Origin of the sequence: Altererythrobacter sp. B11 (assembly GCF_003569745.1) — a bacterium.
Lineage (GTDB): Bacteria > Pseudomonadota > Alphaproteobacteria > Sphingomonadales > Sphingomonadaceae > Croceibacterium_C.
In genome coordinates, this window is the sequence record NZ_AP018498.1 from 2990044 (window position 1) to 3006968 (window position 16925).

18 protein-coding genes are annotated in these 16925 nt (G+C 66.9%); 5 read left to right on the forward strand and 13 right to left on the reverse strand.

Translation table 11 applies throughout. The features are described 5' to 3' along the window. Positions 1 to 70: 70 nt before the first annotated feature. The 6 genes from AEB_RS14205 to AEB_RS14230 all read right to left on the reverse strand — a co-directional run bounded on the left by AEB_RS14205 (position 71) and on the right by AEB_RS14230 (position 4400). The gene (locus AEB_RS14205; RefSeq protein ID WP_119083726.1) at positions 71 to 1033 is read right to left on the reverse strand and encodes a beta-ketoacyl-ACP synthase III; all 963 of its coding nucleotides are present in this window, start codon (positions 1031 to 1033) and stop codon (positions 71 to 73) included. Beyond that, positions 1030 to 2088 (reverse strand): phosphate acyltransferase PlsX, encoded by a 1059-nt coding sequence (gene plsX / locus AEB_RS14210; protein WP_119083727.1) that lies wholly within the window; start codon positions 2086 to 2088, stop codon positions 1030 to 1032. The genes AEB_RS14205 and plsX overlap by 4 nt, the downstream gene beginning before the upstream one ends. 24 nt (positions 2089 to 2112) lie before the next feature. Further along, positions 2113 to 2292 (reverse strand): 50S ribosomal protein L32, encoded by a 180-nt coding sequence (rpmF, locus tag AEB_RS14215; protein WP_119083728.1) that lies wholly within the window; start codon positions 2290 to 2292, stop codon positions 2113 to 2115. A gap of 149 nt (positions 2293 to 2441) precedes the next feature. Then, a complete protein-coding gene (locus AEB_RS14220; RefSeq protein WP_269461547.1) occupies positions 2442 to 3128 on the reverse strand; it encodes an MBL fold metallo-hydrolase in 687 nt (228 codons plus the stop codon). Positions 3129 to 3408: 280 nt separating this feature from the next. After that, on the reverse strand, positions 3409 to 3696 hold the full coding sequence (locus AEB_RS14225) for a GIY-YIG nuclease family protein (RefSeq protein WP_119083729.1): 288 nt from the start codon (positions 3694 to 3696) through the stop codon (positions 3409 to 3411). A gap of 77 nt (positions 3697 to 3773) precedes the next feature. Continuing rightward, entirely contained in the window at positions 3774 to 4400 is a 627-nt protein-coding gene (locus AEB_RS14230; RefSeq protein ID WP_119083730.1) for a LexA family transcriptional regulator, read from the reverse strand. Between the two features lie 127 nt (positions 4401 to 4527). Between AEB_RS14230 and AEB_RS14235 the strand changes: the two genes are divergently transcribed. After that, the gene (locus AEB_RS14235) at positions 4528 to 4716 is read left to right on the forward strand and encodes a hypothetical protein (protein ID WP_119083731.1); all 189 of its coding nucleotides are present in this window, start codon (positions 4528 to 4530) and stop codon (positions 4714 to 4716) included. Continuing rightward, entirely contained in the window at positions 4706 to 5062 is a 357-nt protein-coding gene (locus AEB_RS14240) for a hypothetical protein (protein ID WP_231958747.1), read from the forward strand. The genes AEB_RS14235 and AEB_RS14240 overlap by 11 nt, the downstream gene beginning before the upstream one ends. A 12-nt stretch (positions 5063 to 5074) precedes the next feature. Here the strand turns inward: AEB_RS14240 and AEB_RS14245 are convergent, their stop codons facing one another. The 5 genes from AEB_RS14245 to AEB_RS14265 form a co-directional block, all read right to left on the reverse strand. Beyond that, positions 5075 to 6013, reverse strand: coding sequence for a D-2-hydroxyacid dehydrogenase (locus tag AEB_RS14245; protein ID WP_119083732.1), 939 nt, complete (start codon positions 6011 to 6013; stop codon positions 5075 to 5077). A gap of 29 nt (positions 6014 to 6042) precedes the next feature. Beyond that, positions 6043 to 7491, reverse strand: a complete 1449-nt coding sequence (gene cysS / locus AEB_RS14250) for a cysteine--tRNA ligase (RefSeq protein WP_119083733.1) — start codon at positions 7489 to 7491, stop codon at positions 6043 to 6045. Between the two features lie 59 nt (positions 7492 to 7550). Next, on the reverse strand, positions 7551 to 9374 hold the full coding sequence (cobT, locus tag AEB_RS14255) for a cobaltochelatase subunit CobT (RefSeq protein ID WP_119083734.1): 1824 nt from the start codon (positions 9372 to 9374) through the stop codon (positions 7551 to 7553). Between the two features lie 8 nt (positions 9375 to 9382). Further along, positions 9383 to 10036 (reverse strand): fructose-6-phosphate aldolase, encoded by a 654-nt coding sequence (gene fsa, locus AEB_RS14260; RefSeq protein ID WP_119083735.1) that lies wholly within the window; start codon positions 10034 to 10036, stop codon positions 9383 to 9385. 82 nt (positions 10037 to 10118) lie between these two features. After that, positions 10119 to 10802: a DUF4197 domain-containing protein gene (locus tag AEB_RS14265; protein ID WP_231958748.1), complete on the reverse strand. Its 684-nt coding sequence runs from the start codon at positions 10800 to 10802 to the stop codon at positions 10119 to 10121. An 87-nt stretch (positions 10803 to 10889) separates the two neighbouring features. Here AEB_RS14265 and AEB_RS14270 point away from each other — a divergent pair, with 87 nt between their 5' ends. Then, positions 10890 to 13055, forward strand: a complete 2166-nt coding sequence (locus tag AEB_RS14270) for a primosomal protein N' (RefSeq protein ID WP_119083737.1) — start codon at positions 10890 to 10892, stop codon at positions 13053 to 13055. Between the two features lie 15 nt (positions 13056 to 13070). Here the strand turns inward: AEB_RS14270 and AEB_RS14275 are convergent, their stop codons facing one another. Together AEB_RS14275 and AEB_RS14280 are read right to left on the reverse strand one after the other, a co-directional pair. Further along, on the reverse strand, positions 13071 to 14141 hold the full coding sequence (locus tag AEB_RS14275; RefSeq protein ID WP_119083738.1) for a methylated-DNA--[protein]-cysteine S-methyltransferase: 1071 nt from the start codon (positions 14139 to 14141) through the stop codon (positions 13071 to 13073). After that, positions 14105 to 14578, reverse strand: a complete 474-nt coding sequence (locus AEB_RS14280; RefSeq protein WP_119083739.1) for a DUF1203 domain-containing protein — start codon at positions 14576 to 14578, stop codon at positions 14105 to 14107. The genes AEB_RS14275 and AEB_RS14280 overlap by 37 nt, the downstream gene beginning before the upstream one ends. 94 nt (positions 14579 to 14672) lie before the next feature. On the opposite strand from AEB_RS14280, the gene AEB_RS14285 reads away from it, so the two are divergent. Together AEB_RS14285 and AEB_RS14290 are read left to right on the forward strand one after the other, a co-directional pair. Beyond that, entirely contained in the window at positions 14673 to 16238 is a 1566-nt protein-coding gene (locus AEB_RS14285; RefSeq protein ID WP_331851743.1) for a S1 family peptidase, read from the forward strand. Between the two features lie 130 nt (positions 16239 to 16368). Beyond that, positions 16369 to 16923 (forward strand): F0F1 ATP synthase subunit delta, encoded by a 555-nt coding sequence (locus AEB_RS14290; RefSeq protein ID WP_119083740.1) that lies wholly within the window; start codon positions 16369 to 16371, stop codon positions 16921 to 16923. Positions 16924 to 16925 lie beyond the last annotated feature (2 nt).

The following is a 16925-nucleotide window of genomic DNA, read 5'->3' on the forward strand; positions in this document are numbered from 1 at the left end:
AACAACCCGCGGGCACGAATGGCGGATTTGCGCCGCTTTGGCAAGCGCACCCGCGGAAATCGCCTGGCCGTCAGACGCGCAACAGGCTTGCCCCCCAGGTGAAGCCGCCGCCCATCGCTTCCAGCATCACCAGATCGCCCGGCTTGATCCGTCCATCGCGCCGGGCGACGTCGAAAGCCAGCGGGACCGAGGCGGCCGAGGTGTTGGCGTGGCGATCCACGGTGACGACGACCTTTTCCGCCGGCAAGCCGAGCTTGCGCGCGGTGGCATCGAGGATGCGCAGATTGGCCTGGTGCGGCACCACCCAGTCCACATCTTCCGCGGCAGTACCGGTCGCTTCCAGCACCTCTTCGAGAACCTGCGCCAGATTGACGACGGCGTGGCGAAACACCTCCCGTCCCTTCATCCGCACCTTGCCGACCGTTCCGGTGGTGGACGGACCGCCATCGACGTAAAGCAGTTCGCGATGCTGGCCATCGGCGTGGAGCCGGCTGGCAAGCACGCCCGGCCCGTCCTCCGTCACATCCTCCGCCCGCAGTACGAAGGCACCCGCGCCATCGCCGAACAGCACGCAAGTGGTGCGATCCTCCCAGTCGAGGATGCGGCTGAACGTTTCCGCCCCGATGACCAGCGCCGTCCGCGCAAGGCCGGTGCGCAGCATGGCATCGGCCGTCGCCAGCGCATAAAGGAAGCCGGAACATACGGCTGCCACATCGAAGGCCGCGCCGTGGCAGCCGAGCGCCGCCTGTACCTGCGTGGCCGTAGCGGGAAAGGTGCTATCGGGCGTCGCGGTGGCGAGCACGATCAGATCGACCTCGCCCGCGTCGATTCCCGCATCTGCCAGTGCAGCCCGCGCCGCAGCGGTGGCGAGCGAGCCGGTGGTCTCACCCTCCCCCGCGATATAGCGATTGGTGATGCCGGTCCGCTCGCGAATCCACTCGTCGCTGGTGTCCACCGTCTTCGCCAGCTCCGCATTGGAGACGGCGCGTTTCGGCAAGGCAGAGCCCGCCCCCTTCAAGACGCTGCGAATCACTTGCCGGCCCCGACCATTCCGTTCTCGCGCAGTCGCTCCTCACCCAGTTCGGCAAGGTCGGCGGTAATGCGCTCCGTAAGACTTTCCTCCAGCAGCCGCGCCGCGACCGCCACCGCATTGGCGACGCCCCCGGCGGTGGCACTGCCGTGCGATTTCACCACCACGCCGTTGAGGCCGAGGAAGACCGCGCCGTTGTGATTGTTGGGATCGAGATGATGGCGCAGCAGTTCGGTGGCCGGCCGTGAAATCAGGAAACCGATCTTGGACCGGAGCGAGCTGCGGAAGGCATCCTTCAACAGGTCGGTAACGAAGCGGGCCGATCCCTCGATCGCCTTCAAGGCGATATTGCCGGAGAAGCCATCGGTCACCACCACGTCCACATCGCCGCGGTTGATCTTGTCGGCTTCCACGAAGCCTTCGAAGCTCAGCGAAAGGCCGTGCGCTGCACGCAGCATCTGCGCGGCGTCCTGCAGCCGGTCAGTGCCCTTGATCTCTTCCGTCCCGATGTTCAGCAGCCGCACTCGCGGCGCCTCGCGCCCGGTGACGATGCGCGCATAGGCCGCGCCCATGATGGAAAACTGCACCAGATTGCGCGCGTCGCATTCGGTGTTGGCGCCGAGATCGAGCATGATCACGTCATTCTCGCCCAGCGTGGGCATCAGCGCCGCCAGCGCCGGGCGATCGATGCCCGGCATGGTGCGCAGGGCGAGCTTGCTCATCGCCATCAGCGCGCCGGTATTGCCCGCGCTCACCGCGGCGCCGGCATCGCCGCGCTTTACCGCATTGATCGCCAGCCCCATGGACGTGGTCTTTGCGCGGCGCAGCGCCTGGGTGGGGCGTTCATCCCCGCCCACGACATCCTCGCAATGGAGGATTTCAGACGCCTCGCGCATGTTCGGGTGACTTTCCAGCGCGCGTTCGATGCGTGCCTGGTCACCCACCAGCAGGAATTTGAACTGTTCATGGCGACGGCGCGCGAGCGCCGCGCCCGAGATCATCACGCGCACGCCCTCATCGCCGCCCATCGCATCCACAGCGATACGCGGCAGGCTCATGCGTTCATTCCTTGACCAGAGGGCTTAGAGCCCGACCGAGACGATCTCGCGCCCGTTGTAATGGCCGCAATGATTGCAAAGGTTATGCGGACGCTTCAGTTCCCCGCAGTTCGAACATTCATGGAATGCCTCGACCTTCAGCGAATCATGCGACCGGCGGTTGCCCCGGCGATGCGGCGATACTTTTCTTTTAGGGACAGCCATTGAGGCACCTGTTCCTTGAAATCTTGTCGTCTTTTGCGGTCGCCCTAGGCCATGCACCTTGCATAGGCAAGGGCAGTGGCGGCAGGTGCAACCATGCGGCGAAGGCGCGCGCTATAGCGATTTTTCAGCCATGCGCAAGGCATCCGGCATCACTTCCCTGCCGCGATCGCAGCATCGCCGACATAGGGATTGCTACGCCTTTCCTGCCCGAAGGTGCTGTGCGGGCCATGCCCCGGCACGAAGGTGACATCATCGCCCAGCGGCCACAGCTTGCCCGTGATCGCATCCAGCAGATCCTGGTGGTTGCCCATGGGGAAATCGGTGCGCCCGATCGAGCCCTGAAACAGCACGTCCCCCACGAAGGCGAAGCGCGTGGGGCGATGAAAGAACACCACATGGCCCGGCGTGTGACCGGGGCAGTGAATCACTTCCAGTTCCACCTCGCCGAAGGACACGGTGTCGCCATCCTCCAGCCAGCGTGTCGGTTCGAACACTTTGGTGTGCATCTGGAACCGCGGCCCGTCGTCCTCCAGCCGCGAAATCCAGAACCGATCATCCTCATGCGGGCCTTCGATCGGCAGCGCCAGTTCGGCCGCCAGCATCCCCGCCTGCCCGCAATGATCGGCATGACCATGGGTGAGCAGGATCTTCTCCAGCGTCACCCCCGCCCGCTCAACCGCGTCCTTCAGCTTGTCGAGATCACCCCCGGGATCGATCAGCGCGCCCCGCATCGTCCTGCTGCACCATACCAGCGAGCAGTTCTGCTGGAACGCGGTGACGGGAATGATCGCGGCGCGCAACGGCGCCTCCTGCCGGCTGTCCTGAGTGGCTGTCATGCCCCCGAAAGTGGCGGCACGATCCGCCGATTGCAAGCCAGGCCTGGAACACGCTGGAACAGGGTTCATGGCAGAAAATCCTGGGGCAGCAGGACGGGGTGTTTTGTCGGGGTTACAGAAGGTTGGGCGGGGTTTTTGCGCATTGGTGGAAGAAGGCACAGAGGTGGCGGTGTAGGAAAATGTGTTGGATTGTTTGGCGAGGCAGCGGCGGGATCGCCAGCACCCTCTCGTCATCCCAGCGAAAGCTGGGATCGCTATCGGCCCGGCAGATCCACCCGCTTCACGCGAGCAGCACCTCGAACAGATCGCGCCATTCCGGATTGCTGCGCTCGATCAATTCGATCTTCCACGCCCGCTTCCAGGCCTTCAGGGCTTTCTCGCGGGCGATCGCTGTGGCGATGTCGGTATGCTCTTCCGCCAACACCAACTGCCTCAGGCCATAGCGGCGGCAGAAAGCCGAGCCGGTGCCCGCTCGGTGCTGCATCATTCGCGCGGCCAGATCGGCCGTGACGCCGATGTACAGCACGCCATGAGGCTTGTTGGTGAGGATGTAGGTCCAGCCGCTCATCGGAAAGCTTATACCAAGAGGCCAGCGATCCCAGCTTTCGCTGGGATGACGATGGGGTTTGACTGGGCCATCAACCCCTACAACCGCCCGCTCTTCCACACCACGCGCCCCACCAGATCGACCTCGTCCAAACCCACTTCAATCGGATCATAGGCCTCGTTCGCGCTGATCAGGCGCAGCGTGCCGGGGGCGCCGGACTGGACGCGCTTCACATGCAGTACCTCGCCCATGCGCAGCACGTGCACACCTTCGCGGAAAGGGCGCGGGGTGCGGTCCACCAGGATCTCGTCGCCATCGCGCAGCAGGGGGTCCATCGAATCGCCCATCACACGGATCGAGGACAGCATGGCCGGGTCCAACCCCTGTTCGCGCAGCCAGCGGCGCGAGAAGCGGAAGGCGTCGAAGGGAATTTCCTCCGCTCCCAAGGCGCCGGGCCCGGCCGAGGCGTCGAGCGGCAGCCGCGGCACTTCCACCCATTCGCCTGTCTCGGCGTAGGACATTTCCTCCGAACCGCCGAGTTCCGATTCGGCCACGCCGAAGAAGCGGGCGAGATGCCGACGATCCTCCTCCTCCAGCTTTCGCGGGCTGCCTTTGGTGATATATTGCTGCAAATAGCTGGAATTGCGCCCCAACATACGAGAGAGGGCAGCCAGGCTGCTGCCCCGCTCCCGCGCCAGAGCAGCAAGTTTTTCACGCGCGGACATGGCGGATTTCCTGCGATGTGATCACGCATTCTTCCTACACGTAGGATTTTTCCTAGACAAGTAGGATTTCCCGCGCGAACTGATTCCCTGTCGATTCGCCCGCTACGGGTTCAGCAGAGGACAGGCCATGCTCATCCGCAAGATCGAGGTTTTCCTGCGCCACACCGGCATGACGGCCACCCGCTTCGGCCGGATGGCAACGCATGATCCGCGTTTCGTGCTCGACCTCCGCAACGGCCGGACGCCGCGCCCGCATACGGAAAAACGGGTGGAACATTTCATGAACATTTATTGGGGAAAAGGCGATGTATTCTGATCTGACCTTCGCGAACGGCCTGCCGCGGCCATTCCGCCGCGCGCCGGGCGAACGACTGCGCGATGCGGTGCTGGCGCTCGCGCAAGGCAAGGCGCGGCTGGTGCGCCACAGCGAGAATAGCTGGGCAAGCATCACCTTCGCCGGGGCGCGGCATCGCCTGACGCTGCAATTCGCCGGGTCGGAGGCAGTGCAGGCGGGGGAGAATTTCATCGCCTTCCTGCCCGAGCATGAATTCGCCCTGCCCGGCCAGCTGGTGGCCGATGCGGCGGTGACCGAGGTGGACCATCATCTCGAGCCGCCGCTGCTGGTGATTACCTGCGAGGTGCTGGTGGTGGAGGAAGGGTGAAGGGGGCGCCCCTCAGTATCCGCGGCCCAGCTCCACCTGCGCTTCCAGCAGTTCGCCGGCCCGGAACCGCGCGCAATTGCGCAGGAAGCGCTCGGCCGCGCGCGCCTGGCTCGCCGGAGTGGGAATGCCGGACAGATGCATGGTGATATGCGCATTTTCCAGCTGCCACAGCGGATGGTCGGCCGGCAGCGGCTCGGGATCGGTGAGGTCCAGCACGGCAGCGTGGATGCGCCCTGTGCTGAGCGCCTCGACCAGCGCGGGCTGGTCCACCACATCGGCGCGGGCGAAATTCACCAGCACCGCTTGGGGATGCATGGCCGCCAGTTCCGCCGCGCCGATCGTGCCGCGCGTGCCCGGCGTTCCCGGCAAGGCCAGCACGATCCAGTCGAAGCTGCCGAGCGCCCCGCGCCAGTCGTCGGGGCCGAGCGCACCTTCGCCGGCGCGGCTGCGCACCGGCACAACCTCCACGCCGAAACCCTGCAGCGCGCGGCCAATCGCCTGCCCGATCGCCCCATGGCCGAGGATCAGCGCCCGGCTGCCCGCCAGATCGCGGACGGCGGGCGGCACGGCCAGCCATTCGTGCCGCGCCTGCGCCTGCACCACGGCGCGATAATCCTTGGCGATGGCCAGCATGGTCATCACCGCGAATTCCGCCACCTGCCCGGAGGTAAGGCCCGATCCGCAGGTGACGGCGACGCCCCGCCGCGCAAAGTCGGCCAGCGGCATCCAGTCCACCCCGGCATAGGAGCTGTTGAGCCAGCGCAGGCCCCGCGCCAGCTCCACCCCGCGCAGGGCAGCGGCCTTCTCGTGCAGGTCGAACCAGCCGATCTCGGCCTGTGGGGCGAGCTCCACCAGCATCTCCGGATCGCGCCACCAGCGGGGCTCCAGCCATTCGGGCAGGCGCTGCTCCACCAGCGGGCGCAAGCTTTCGGGCAGCACGGCGATCGTCATTCCATCCCCTCCTGACCGCGCGCCGGGCCTCAGCCCAGCTTCCATTCCCAGCCGAGCGGATCGCCGTCCATCACTTCGACGCCCTGCGCCGCCAGCTCGTCACGGATCGCATCGGAGGCGGCGAAATCCTTCTCCGCCCGCGCCCCCTTGCGGCGGGCAAGCGCGGCGTCGATGTCGGCTTCGGTGATGACCGCAGCTTTCGGCCGCAGGCGCAGATCCGCGCGCGCAAGGTCGAGCAGGCCGAGCCCCAGCACCGCATCCATCTTCGCCACCACCGCGCGCTTCACCCCGGCATCGACCTTCTTCATCGCCAGCACCTCTTCCAGCGCGGTCAGGGCGATGGCGGTGTTGAGATCGTCGCTGATCGCGGCATCGAACTTCGCCAGCAGCGGCGCGAATTTGGGATGGTCGGGATCGCCCTCCCCCGCATCGGTAAGCCGCTCCGCCGCCATGACCATGCGCTTGAGCCGGGTCAGCGCCGCCGCCAGCCCGTCCCAGCTGAATTCCAGTTCGCTGCGATAGTGCGCCTGCAGGCACATCAGGCGGTAGGCCAGTGGATGATAGCCCCAGTCGATCAGCAATTGCAGGCGCAGGAACTCGCCCGCGCTCTTGCTCATCTTGCCGGTGCGATCGACCAGGAAATTGTTGTGCATCCAGATCCGCGCGCCGGAATTGGCCGGCACGGACAGCCCGTTGGTGCAGCAGAAGGCCTGGTTCTGCGCGATCTCGTTCGGATGGTGGATCTCGCGATGGTCGATCCCGCCAGTGTGGATGTCGAAGGGAAAGCCCAGCAACTGGCCGCTCATCACCGAACATTCGAGATGCCAGCCGGGCGCACCCTTGCCCCAGGGCGAATCCCATTCCATCTGCCGCGTCTCGCCCGGCGGGGTCTTGCGCCAGATGGCGAAATCCGCGGCATTGCGCTTGCCGGCCACGGCCTCGATCCGCCCTTCCCCCTCTTCCGTCACCGCACGGGCAAGCCGGCCGTAATCATCCACGGTGGAAACGTCGAAATAGAGCCCGCTGTCGAGTTCATAGCAGTGCCGCGGCGCGATCTGCTTCGCGAAGTCGATCATCTGTTCGATGTAATTGGTGGCGATCGACCATTCGGCCGGCTCGCGGATGTTGAGCGCCTTCACATCGGCCCAATAGGCTTCCGTATAATGGCGGGCGATATCCCAGATGGACTGCGCCTTCGCGGCCGCCATCTTCTCCATCTTGTCCTCGCCCGCATCGGCATCGTCGGTGAGGTGGCCGACGTCGGTGATGTTGATCACATGGGTCAGCCGGTAGCCCTTCCAGCTGAGCGTGCGGCCGAGCACGTCAGCGAAGACATAGGCGCGCATATTGCCGATATGCGGATAATTATAGACCGTCGGCCCGCACGAATAGACCCGCGCCTCACCGGGATGAACCGGCTCGAAGGTTTCGAGCTTGCGGGTGAGGCTGTTGAAGAGCTGGAGCGGGGCGTCGTTCATGGCGCGGGGGATAGGTGCGTGCGCACCCTTCGACAAGGGCAGGATATACCCGCCCAGCGTCACTCCACCTCGAACAGATCCGCCAGCTGTTCGATGATCGTGCCGCCGAGTTGCTCTACGTCCATGATGGTGACGGCGCGCTTGTAATAACGGGTCACGTCATGGCCGATACCGATGGCGACCAGCTGGACAGGGCTCTGCCGCTCGATCCAGTCGATCACCTTGCGCAGATGGGTTTCGAGATAGCCCGCGTTGTTCACGCTCAGCGTGCTGTCGTCCACCGGGGCGCCGTCGGAGATCACCATCAGGATGCGGCGGTCTTCCGCCCGGGCAAGCAGGCGGCTGTGCGCCCACAGCAGCGCTTCCCCGTCGATATTTTCCTTGAGCAGCCCCTCGCGCATCATCAGGCCGAGATTGCGCCGCGCGCGGCGCATCGGCTCGTCCGCCTTCTTGTAGATGATGTGGCGCAGGTCGTTGAGCCGGCCGGGACTCGCCGGGCGGCCCCCCGCCAGCCATTTCTCGCGGCTCTGCCCGCCTTTCCAGGCGCGGGTGGTGAAGCCGAGGATCTCCACCTTCACGCCGCAGCGTTCCAGCGTGCGGGCCATGATGTCCGCGCTGATCGCCGCGATGGAGATCGGCCGGCCGCGCATGGAGCCTGAATTGTCGATCAGCAGGGTGACGACGGTGTCCTTGAAATCCTGCTCATGCTCGACCTTGTAGGACAGCGAATGGCCGGGGCTGACGATCACGCGGGCGAGCCGCGCGGCATCCAGCAGGCCTTCTTCCTGGTCGAAATCCCAGCTGCGGTTCTGCTGCGCCATCAGCCGCCGCTGCAGGCGGTTGGCGAGGCGCGTGACGATGCCCTGCAGCCCCGTGAGCTGACTGTCGAGATAGGCGCGCAGGCGGGCGAGTTCGTCCTGGTCGCAGAGTTCCTGCGCCTCCACGACCTCATCGAATTCCTCGGTGAACACCTTGTAGTCGAAGCTGTCGGGCAGGTCGGTCCACGGGCGGTTCGGGCGCACGGGCATCATGCCCTCCTCGCCCTCGTCGCCGATGTCCCCCTCGGTCATCTCCTGATCCTGCTCGATCTCCTGCTGCGAATCCTCGTCGCCTTCCCCTTCACCGCTTTCGGAGGAGGTCTGCTCGCTGCGCGTTTCCTGATCGCTGCGCTGGTCTTCGCTCTCGTCGCTCTGCTGCTCGTCCGGGCCTTCCTGCTCCTCGCCCGAATCGTCCGTCGCCGGCTCGTCCACCTCTTCGGCGCGGACGAGTTCGAGATGGCGCAGCATGTCGAGCGACAGCGACTGGAAGGCGCGCTGGTCGGTGAGCGATTCGGACAGCCGCTCGAAATCGTCGCCGGTGCGGCTTTCGATGAATTCGCGCAGCATCTCCACGCCCGGCCGCGCGGCCTGCGGGATCGGCTGCCCCGTCAAATTCTCGCGCAGCATCAGCGCCAGAGCGGTCTCGATCGGCACCTCGTCCGCACTGGCGGCACGGGCGATGGGATCGGAGCGCATGCGCATTTCCAGCGCCGCATCCAGATTGGCGCGCATGCCCGCGTAATTGTTCTCGCCCAGCGCCTCGTAACGGACCTGCTCGATCGCATCGTAGCAGGCGCGTGCGCCCGGCTCGGCCGGCATGTTGCGACGATGCAGCCCCTCATTGTGGTGGCGCAGCCGCAAGGCATAGGAATCGGCAAAGCCGCGCGCTTCCCGCGCCTGTTCGGGCGGCAGGCTGCGCGGCGGCATGGGGACGCGGATCGCGTCACCCTGCATGCCCGGCCCGTCCGGCGACCACGACACATCGACTTCCGCATCATGGGAAATCGCGCGCGCGGCGCCGGTCAGCGCATGCCGGAACCGGTCGAGAGGCGTTTCTTCTGCCAAGTCGTGCCTTAGCCGATGGTCTGCCCGGTCTTGGCCCAATCGGCCAGGAAGCCGTCGATGCCCTTGTCCGTCAGCACATGCTTCACCAGGCTCTTGATGACGGCCGGCGGCATGGTGGCGACATCGGCGCCGATGCGGGCGCTTTCCAGCACATGGGTGGCATGGCGCACGCTGGCGACGAGGATCTGCGTTTCGAAGGCGTAATTGTCGTAGATCAGGCGGATGTCGCGGATCAGATCCATGCCATCGAAGCCATTGTCGTCATGCCGGCCGACGAAGGGGGACACGAAAGTGGCCCCGGCCTTGGCGGCGAGCAGCGCCTGATTGGCGGAGAAGCACAGGGTGACGTTCACCATCGTGCCATCGTCCGTCAGCGCCTTGCAGGTCTTCAGGCCGTCGATCGTCAGCGGCACCTTGATGCACACATTGTCCGCGATCTTGCGCAGGACTTCGGCCTCTTTCATCATCGTCCCATGGTCCAGCGCGACCACTTCGGCGCTCACCGGCCCATCGGTGAGGGCACAGATTTCCTTCGTCACTTCCATGAAGTTCCGTCCGGACTTGTGGATCAGCGAAGGATTGGTGGTAACGCCATCGAGCAAGCCCGCTTCGGCCAGTTCCTTGATGTCGGCAATTTCGGCGGTGTCGGCGAAGAATTTCATCTACTGCTCCGGTCGGTGCGAATCTCGTGTGCGGCTATAGGTTCCGCTGCTGCCGGGGGCCACCCCTCACACGTGGGGCAGCTCACAAGGCCGCTCCGGCCCCGAATACTGCGGTGAGCAGCGGATCACGCGTGGCAGCAGGATCGGCACGGATCGCCGCCTCTTCCCGCCCGATCTCCTGCCAGATCACCTCCTCCACCTCTCCGGCGAAGCCGCGCGCGACCCCCGCCACATCCACGCCGGTGAGGCCGGCCAGCAGCTGGCCGACCAGCGGATCGTCCGCCACGCGCAGCGCATCGCCGACTTCAGGAACCATGGCGTCGATCAGGCGCATGCCCATCTCCTGCCGCAGGAAGGCGGTGGCCGCCGTGGGGCCGCCGCGCACCAGCGCCACCGCGTTGGTAATGCCGATCGCGCGCACCGTGTCCGTCACCACCGGCGCGGCGCGATAGGATGCGTCCACGGCGATTTCCGCCACTGCATCTTCCAGGCGCGATTTGAACAGCGCGGAAGTGAGTATCCGCGACAGCACATCACCGCGCGCGCCGAGAAACTCGTCGAGCCCCAGCCGGGCGACCGACTCGTCCCAATAGCCCCCGGGTGCAGTCAGGCGGGTGAAGGCCCGTTCGCTCGACAGCACCAGCAGGCGCCGCACCGCCTCCGTCAGGCTGATGCCCCCGCCATAGGTGGCGCAGCCCGACAAGGCGAGGACGCTGCCCGCCCCGAGGGCGGCGAGGAAGCCCCTCCGGCGGACCGGCCCCGTCATATTCGTCTCTCCCCACATTTCCTTGCTCCTCTTTGGCGCGCGGTCCTTGCTGCGCGGGCGCTGCCAAGCCCATATAGGCAGGCATCCATGAACCGCGTCCGACTTCTCATCTTCAACGCCGCGCTCGGCGCGCTCGACTATCGCGTGCCGGACGGCATGGATGTCGTGCCCGGGTCGGTGGTGGTGGCGCCGCTGGGCCCGCGCCAGATCGTCGGTATCGTCTGGGACGATGGACGCCTGCCGGGCGACCCCGTTCCCGATGCGCGGCTGCGCCCGCTGCTGGGCCGGCTGCCCGTGCCGCCGCTGCGTGCCGAATTGCGGCGGCTGATCGAATGGACAGCAGACTATTATTGCGCGCCGCTTTCGGCAGTGGCGCGGATGGTGCTGTCGAGCGGCGGGGCGTTGAAGGGCCCCGCGACCATGACCGAATATCGCCTCTCGGGCGGATTGCCGGAGCGAATGACGCCAAAGCGAGAGCTTGCGCTGGCTGCGCTGGAGGGGGAGCAGGCGACGCTGCGCGAACTGGCGGCAATCGCCGGCGTGAGCGAGGGCGTCCTGCGCGGGTTGGTGAACCAGGGCGCGCTGGAGCCGGTGGAGGTGGATTGCGATCGCCCCTACCCCCGCGCCGGCGCGAGCTTCTCCGAACCGGAGCTGAGCGCCGAGCAGGCCGAGGTGGCCAGCCGCTTCGTGGCGGCGACGCGCGACGGGGGCTTCGCGCCCTTCCTGCTCGACGGCGTGACCGGCTCCGGCAAGACGGAAACCTATTTCGAAGCCATTGCCGAATCTCTGCGGAACGGGCGGCAGACGCTGGTGCTGCTGCCCGAAATCGCGCTCACCGAAGCCTTCCTGCGACGGTTCGAGGAGCGCTTCGGCGCGCCGCCGGTTGTGTGGCATTCCTCGCTCAAGTCCACCGAGCGGCGGCGGGCCTGGCGGGCGATCGCAAGCGGAGCGGCACAGGTGGTGGTGGGCGCGCGTTCGGCGCTGTTCCTGCCCTATGGCCAGCTCGGCCTCATCGTGGTGGATGAAGCGCATGAGGTGAGCTTCAAGCAGGACGAAGGCGTGCGTTATAACGCGCGCGACGTGGCGGTGATGCGTGCGCGGTTCGAACACATTCCGGTGATCCTCGCCAGCGCCACCCCCGCCCTCGAAAGCCTGCAGATGGCGGAAGCGGGCATCTATGAACGGCTGGTGTTGCCCAGCCGCTTTGGCGGCGCGAGCATGCCGAAGATCGAGACGGTCAACCTCACCGAGGAACAGCCCGAGCGCGGCCGCTGGCTGGCGCCGCGGCTGGCGCGCGAATTGTTCGCGCGGCTTGAGCGCGGCGAACAGTCGCTGCTGTTCCTCAACCGCCGGGGCTATGCGCCGCTGACGCTGTGCCGGCATTGCGGCTATCGCTTCCAGTGCCCCAACTGCAGCGCCTGGCTGGTGGAGCACCGCCTCAGCCGCCGCCTCGCCTGCCACCATTGCGGGCATCAGGCCGAAACGCCCGACCGCTGCCCCGAATGCGGCGAACCCGATTGCCTGGTCGCTTGCGGGCCGGGCGTGGAGCGGATCGCGGATGAAGTGGCCGAGATCCTGCCCGACGCGCGGGTGGCCGTGGCGACCTCCGACACGCTCAATTCGCCGGAAAAAGCCGCGGCTTTCGTCGCGCAGGCGGAGGCCGGGGCAATCGATGTGATCGTGGGCACGCAGTTGGTCACCAAGGGGTTCCACTTTCCCGAACTGACGCTGGTGGGCGTGGTGGACGCCGATCTCGGGCTGGAAGGCGGCGATCTGCGGGCGGCGGAGCGGACCTATCAGCAGGTAGCGCAGGTGGCGGGCCGGGCCGGACGCGGCGCCAAGCCGGGCGAAGTGCTGATCCAGACGCGCCACCCCGACGCGCCGGTGATCGCCGCCCTCGCCGCAGGGGATCGCGATGCGTTCTACGAAGCCGAGACCGAAGCGCGCCGCCATGCTGGCGCCCCGCCCTTCGGCCGCTGGGCCGCCATCATCGTCTCCAGCGAGGACGAGTCCGAGGCGCGTGAGGCGGCCAACCGCATCGGCGCCACCCGTCCGCAGCTGCCTGATGTGCAGATCCTCGGCCCCGCGCCGGCGCCGATGTCACTGCTGCGCGGCCGCTATCGCTATCGCCTGCTGCTGAATGCCCGGCGCAGCGCGGAAGTGCAGAAGGTGATCCGCGAATGGCTGGGCGCGCTCAGCTTCCCGCAGGGCGTGCGGGTGGGCGTGGATATCGACCCCTACAGCTTCGTGTAGCGGCCCGCCGCGCGATCAGCCCTTGCGCTCCCGCGCCAGCAGTTCGCGCTTGATCTCCAGCCCCCAGGCATAGCCGCCCAGCGAGCCGTCGGAACGGATCACCCGGTGGCAGGGGATCAGCACGGAGACATGGTTGGCTCCATTGGCGCTGCCCGCCGCCCGCACCGCACCGGGATTGCCCGCGGCGGCCGCGATTTCGGCATAGCTGCGCGTCTCCCCCGGTGGGATACGCCGCAATTCGCGCCATACCTTCTCCTGGAAGGCTGTGCCCTGCACGTCGAGCGGAATGTCGGCGCCAAGGCCGGGCCGCTCCACTTCGGCAACGACGGCGGCGAGCAGCGCGGCGAAGGCCTCGCCTCCCTCAACCAGCTCCGCGGCGGGGAAGCGGGCGCGCAGTTCCGCCTCCCCTTCCCCGAAGGAAAGGCGGCAGACGCCCTTCTCCGTCGCCGCGACGAGCATCGGCCCGAGCGTCGTGTCCACCACTGCCCAGTGGATCGCCACGCCGCGTCCGCCGTTCTTCCATACCGATGGCGCCATGCCCATCCGCTCCTTATTATCTGCGTAGAACCGCGATGCCGCGCCATAGCCCGCCTCGTAAAGCGCCCCCGTCACCGAATCGCCGCCGCTGAGGGCGTCGCCCGCCCTTTCGCGGCGCAAGGCCCGGGAATATTCGGCGGGCGAGAGCCCGGTCGCGCGCTTGAAGATGCGCTGGAAGTGGCTCGGCGAGTAACCTGCTGTGGCCGCGAGATCGACCAGCGCCGGCGGGGTTGCGGCGTCCTTGATCGCCGCGATGGCCGCCAGCACAGCCTGCCCATCGCGCGCCGCGTCGTCCGGAAGGCAGCGCAGGCAGGGCCGCAGCCCGGCCTCTCGCGCGGATTCGCCATTCGCGAAGAAGCGGACATTCTCGCGCCGCGGATGGCGCGCCGCGCAGGACGGCCGGCAATAGATCCCGGTAGAGAGAACGCCGGTCACGAAGCGGCCGTCATAGGCTCGGTCCCGCCGCAGCACCGCCGCCCATGCATCTTCCGCCTCGATCTGCTGCGCGAGAATCACGGCTGGTCCCTCTCGATGCGAGCCGCGAAGCATCCATAGGCGGCATTGTGTGCATCGATATAGGCGATGCGCCCGTCCGCCTCCAGCAGCGCCCTGATCGCTTCATCGGCCTCGCCCGGCATGGCGAGCCGCGCACTCACCAGCGTGCCTTCGTGATCGAACCCCCGCAGCGAAAGAATGCGGCCTTCGAATACCGGGGGCGTGCAATCGACGAATTCGGCGCGCTCGGCGCCCTCGCGGATATAGATGGCGAAGCCGGCGCGATAGGGCGTCTCGACATCATGATGGATGTGGTGGACGAGCAGCACCCGGTCGCCCCGGCGCGCTTCACTCAGGCTGGCGCGGCAGGGGTAACCGCGATCCGCATCGGCAATCGCAAGGCGGGCGCGGCGGCGATGCAGTGCATCCTCCTCCATGGCGAAGAGTGGCATGAACGGGGCGGGGTCGAGCCCGGCAATGCGATAGGCCATTCCGATTTCCTTTCATGGATCGGATATCGCGCCTCCGGGTGACATGCTTCCCGCGTCTTGCGCTCAAAGCAATAGACAGCAAGAAGGCGCAGCCATGGCGCAGATGCCCCGACTCCTTGCTTGGCTCGTGCGGCTGCTTGTCGCCGCGGCGGTGCTTGCCCCTTTGCCGGCCCTGGCCGATCCCGGGGATATAGAAGCCGCCTCGCGCGGGGTCGTGCGCATCGTGATCGTGGAGCACGATGGCGATGACGTAACTCCCGTCTCCCACGGCACCGGCTTTGCGGTGACGCCCGAGCGGATCGTGACCAATGCCCATGTGGTGCAGGATGCGATCGACAATCCGGACCTTGCAATCGGCATCGTCCCGTCAGACGGCGAGAATGCGATGTATGGCCGGCTGGTGACCGTATCGAAGCGGACCGACCTGGCGCTGATCGCCACTACCAAGCCAATGAACCTTCCCCCCCTGACCATCTCGGGCAATCCGCCGACCGGCAGCGGCCCCGTGACGGCGGTGGGCTATCCGATGAATGTGGACCGCGCGCAGGGCCTGTCCATCAGCGACCTGTTCCGCGCCCAGCCCCCGGTCACCAGCACCGGCTTTCTTTCCGGCCGGCGCCCGACGCGCGAATTCGATTCGCTGCTGCACACTGCGCCGATTGCGCGCGGCAACAGCGGCGGGCCACTGCTGGACGAATGCGGCCGGGTGATCGGCGTCAACAGCTTCGGCGCCGAAAGCGGGAGCGCGGACGCGGAGTTCTTCTTCGCCGTGTCCAACCGTGAGCTGCTCTCCTTCCTCCGCGCCAATGATGTGACGCCGCAGGTCAACGGCCTGCCCTGCCGCAGCCTGGCCGATCTCGACGCGCAGGAACGCGCGCGGGCCGAGCAGGAGCGGCAGGCGGAGCAGGCCCGCAGCCAGGCCGCTGAGGAAGCCCGGGCGCGCCGTCGTGACGAGGCCCGGCGAACGGTGGAATTCGCTATCATCGCGGAGCGCGAAAACCACATGGCGCTGGCTGGCCTGCTGCTGATCGTGGCGCTGGGCGCCGGCGGCTATCTTATCTACGCGCGCGAGCGGAATGAGGCGCGGCAGGTGAAGTTCGCCGGCGGCGTGATCGCAGTGGCTGTGATCGGTGCCGGTATTGCCTGGCTCACCCGCCCTGGCTTCGACGAGGTAGAGGACCGGCTGCAGGAGATACTGCGGGCGGAACTGGCTGCGGAGGATCAGGGCGCGATCAAGCCCCCCGCCACGGGCGGGCAGATGCTGTGCGTGCTCGATCCGGAACGCAGCCGCGTGACCACCTCCGCCACGGATGACCTGCCGCTGGAATGGTCGGCAGACGGCTGCGTCAACGGGCGCACACAATATGGTCTGGCGAAAGGGGGATGGAGCCGCGTGTTCGTCCCTTCGGGCGAGGCCGCGGTTTCGGTCAGCCGCTATGACCCGGCCACGCACGAGTATCGCGTCGATCGCTATCTTCTCGGGCATGAGGAGATGGCGGCGGCCCGCCAGGCGCGGGGCGAGTTCCAGGCCCCCGCCTGCGGGGCCGGCGCGGAGGCCGCACAGCAGCTTGGCGCGCAGCAGGAGCTGGTCGTGTCGCAATTGCCGGACCAACCGAACGAGCGGCTGGTGTATAAATGCGCGGCTCCTGCCCGGAATTGAGAACAGAGGCCGGTTGCATCCCCTGCCCCCCGATGCTAGGCGCGCGCCAGCTTTGCCGGGGTGCGGCTTCCGCGCCCTTTTCGGCGGGCCCAAGTTTTCCGTTTTCTCGGACCCAAGAGGACAATAGCGCGTGGAGCTTTCCGCCGGTATTCAGGCAAGCCTAGCCGGGCGTTACGCATCGGCCCTGTTCGACCTCGCAAGCGAGGCGGGCATCGTTTCTGCAGTCGAGGCTGATCTCGACAAGCTCTCGGAATCGCTCGCCGATTCGGCGGAGCTGCGGGCGCTGATCCGCAATCCGGAGATCAGCCGCGCACAGCTCGGCAAAGTGCTGGCCGGGATCGGCGAGTATCTCGATCTGTCGGCTCTCACCCGCAAGTTCCTGGGCGTGCTCGCCGGCAATCGCCGGGCGGGTGAACTGCCCGGCATCATCCGCGCCTTCCACGCAATCGCTGCCGCGCAGCGCGGGGAAGTGAATGCGGAAGTGGCCAGCGCCCACCCGCTCAGCGCCGAACAGCTGGGCGAGCTGGAGCGCAAGCTGCGTGCCCGCGAAGGCCGCACGGTCAAGCTCAAGTCCCGCGTCGATCCCGACCTGCTCGGCGGGCTCGTCGTCACCATCGGTTCCAAGCGGATCGACAGTTCGATCCGCACCCGTCTCAATTCTCTCGCCCAGGCCATGAAGGGCTGACG

Excerpts from the sequence above, each read along its gene's own strand:
- AEB_RS14220 (WP_269461547.1), bottom strand. The coding sequence starts at position 3,128 with ATGACAGCCACTCAGGACAGCCGGCAGGAGGCGCCGTTGCGCGCCGCG.
- AEB_RS14275 (WP_119083738.1), bottom strand. The coding sequence starts at position 14,141 with ATGCTTCGCGGCTCGCATCGAGAGGGACCAGCCGTGATTCTCGCGCAG.
- AEB_RS14280 (WP_119083739.1), bottom strand. The coding sequence starts at position 14,578 with ATGGCCTATCGCATTGCCGGGCTCGACCCCGCCCCGTTCATGCCACTC.
- AEB_RS14240 (WP_231958747.1), top strand. The coding sequence starts at position 4,706 with ATGTATTCTGATCTGACCTTCGCGAACGGCCTGCCGCGGCCATTCCGC.
- AEB_RS14265 (WP_231958748.1), bottom strand. The coding sequence starts at position 10,802 with ATGACGGGGCCGGTCCGCCGGAGGGGCTTCCTCGCCGCCCTCGGGGCG.
- AEB_RS14245 (WP_119083732.1), bottom strand. The coding sequence starts at position 6,013 with ATGACGATCGCCGTGCTGCCCGAAAGCTTGCGCCCGCTGGTGGAGCAG.
- plsX (WP_119083727.1), bottom strand. The coding sequence starts at position 2,088 with ATGAGCCTGCCGCGTATCGCTGTGGATGCGATGGGCGGCGATGAGGGC.
- AEB_RS14225 (WP_119083729.1), bottom strand. The coding sequence starts at position 3,696 with ATGAGCGGCTGGACCTACATCCTCACCAACAAGCCTCATGGCGTGCTG.
- fsa (WP_119083735.1), bottom strand. The coding sequence starts at position 10,036 with ATGAAATTCTTCGCCGACACCGCCGAAATTGCCGACATCAAGGAACTG.
- AEB_RS14285 (WP_331851743.1), top strand. The coding sequence starts at position 14,673 with ATGGCGCAGATGCCCCGACTCCTTGCTTGGCTCGTGCGGCTGCTTGTC.
- AEB_RS14270 (WP_119083737.1), top strand. The coding sequence starts at position 10,890 with ATGAACCGCGTCCGACTTCTCATCTTCAACGCCGCGCTCGGCGCGCTC.
- rpmF (WP_119083728.1), bottom strand. The coding sequence starts at position 2,292 with ATGGCTGTCCCTAAAAGAAAAGTATCGCCGCATCGCCGGGGCAACCGC.
- AEB_RS14235 (WP_119083731.1), top strand. The coding sequence starts at position 4,528 with ATGCTCATCCGCAAGATCGAGGTTTTCCTGCGCCACACCGGCATGACG.
- cysS (WP_119083733.1), bottom strand. The coding sequence starts at position 7,491 with ATGAACGACGCCCCGCTCCAGCTCTTCAACAGCCTCACCCGCAAGCTC.
- AEB_RS14230 (WP_119083730.1), bottom strand. The coding sequence starts at position 4,400 with ATGTCCGCGCGTGAAAAACTTGCTGCTCTGGCGCGGGAGCGGGGCAGC.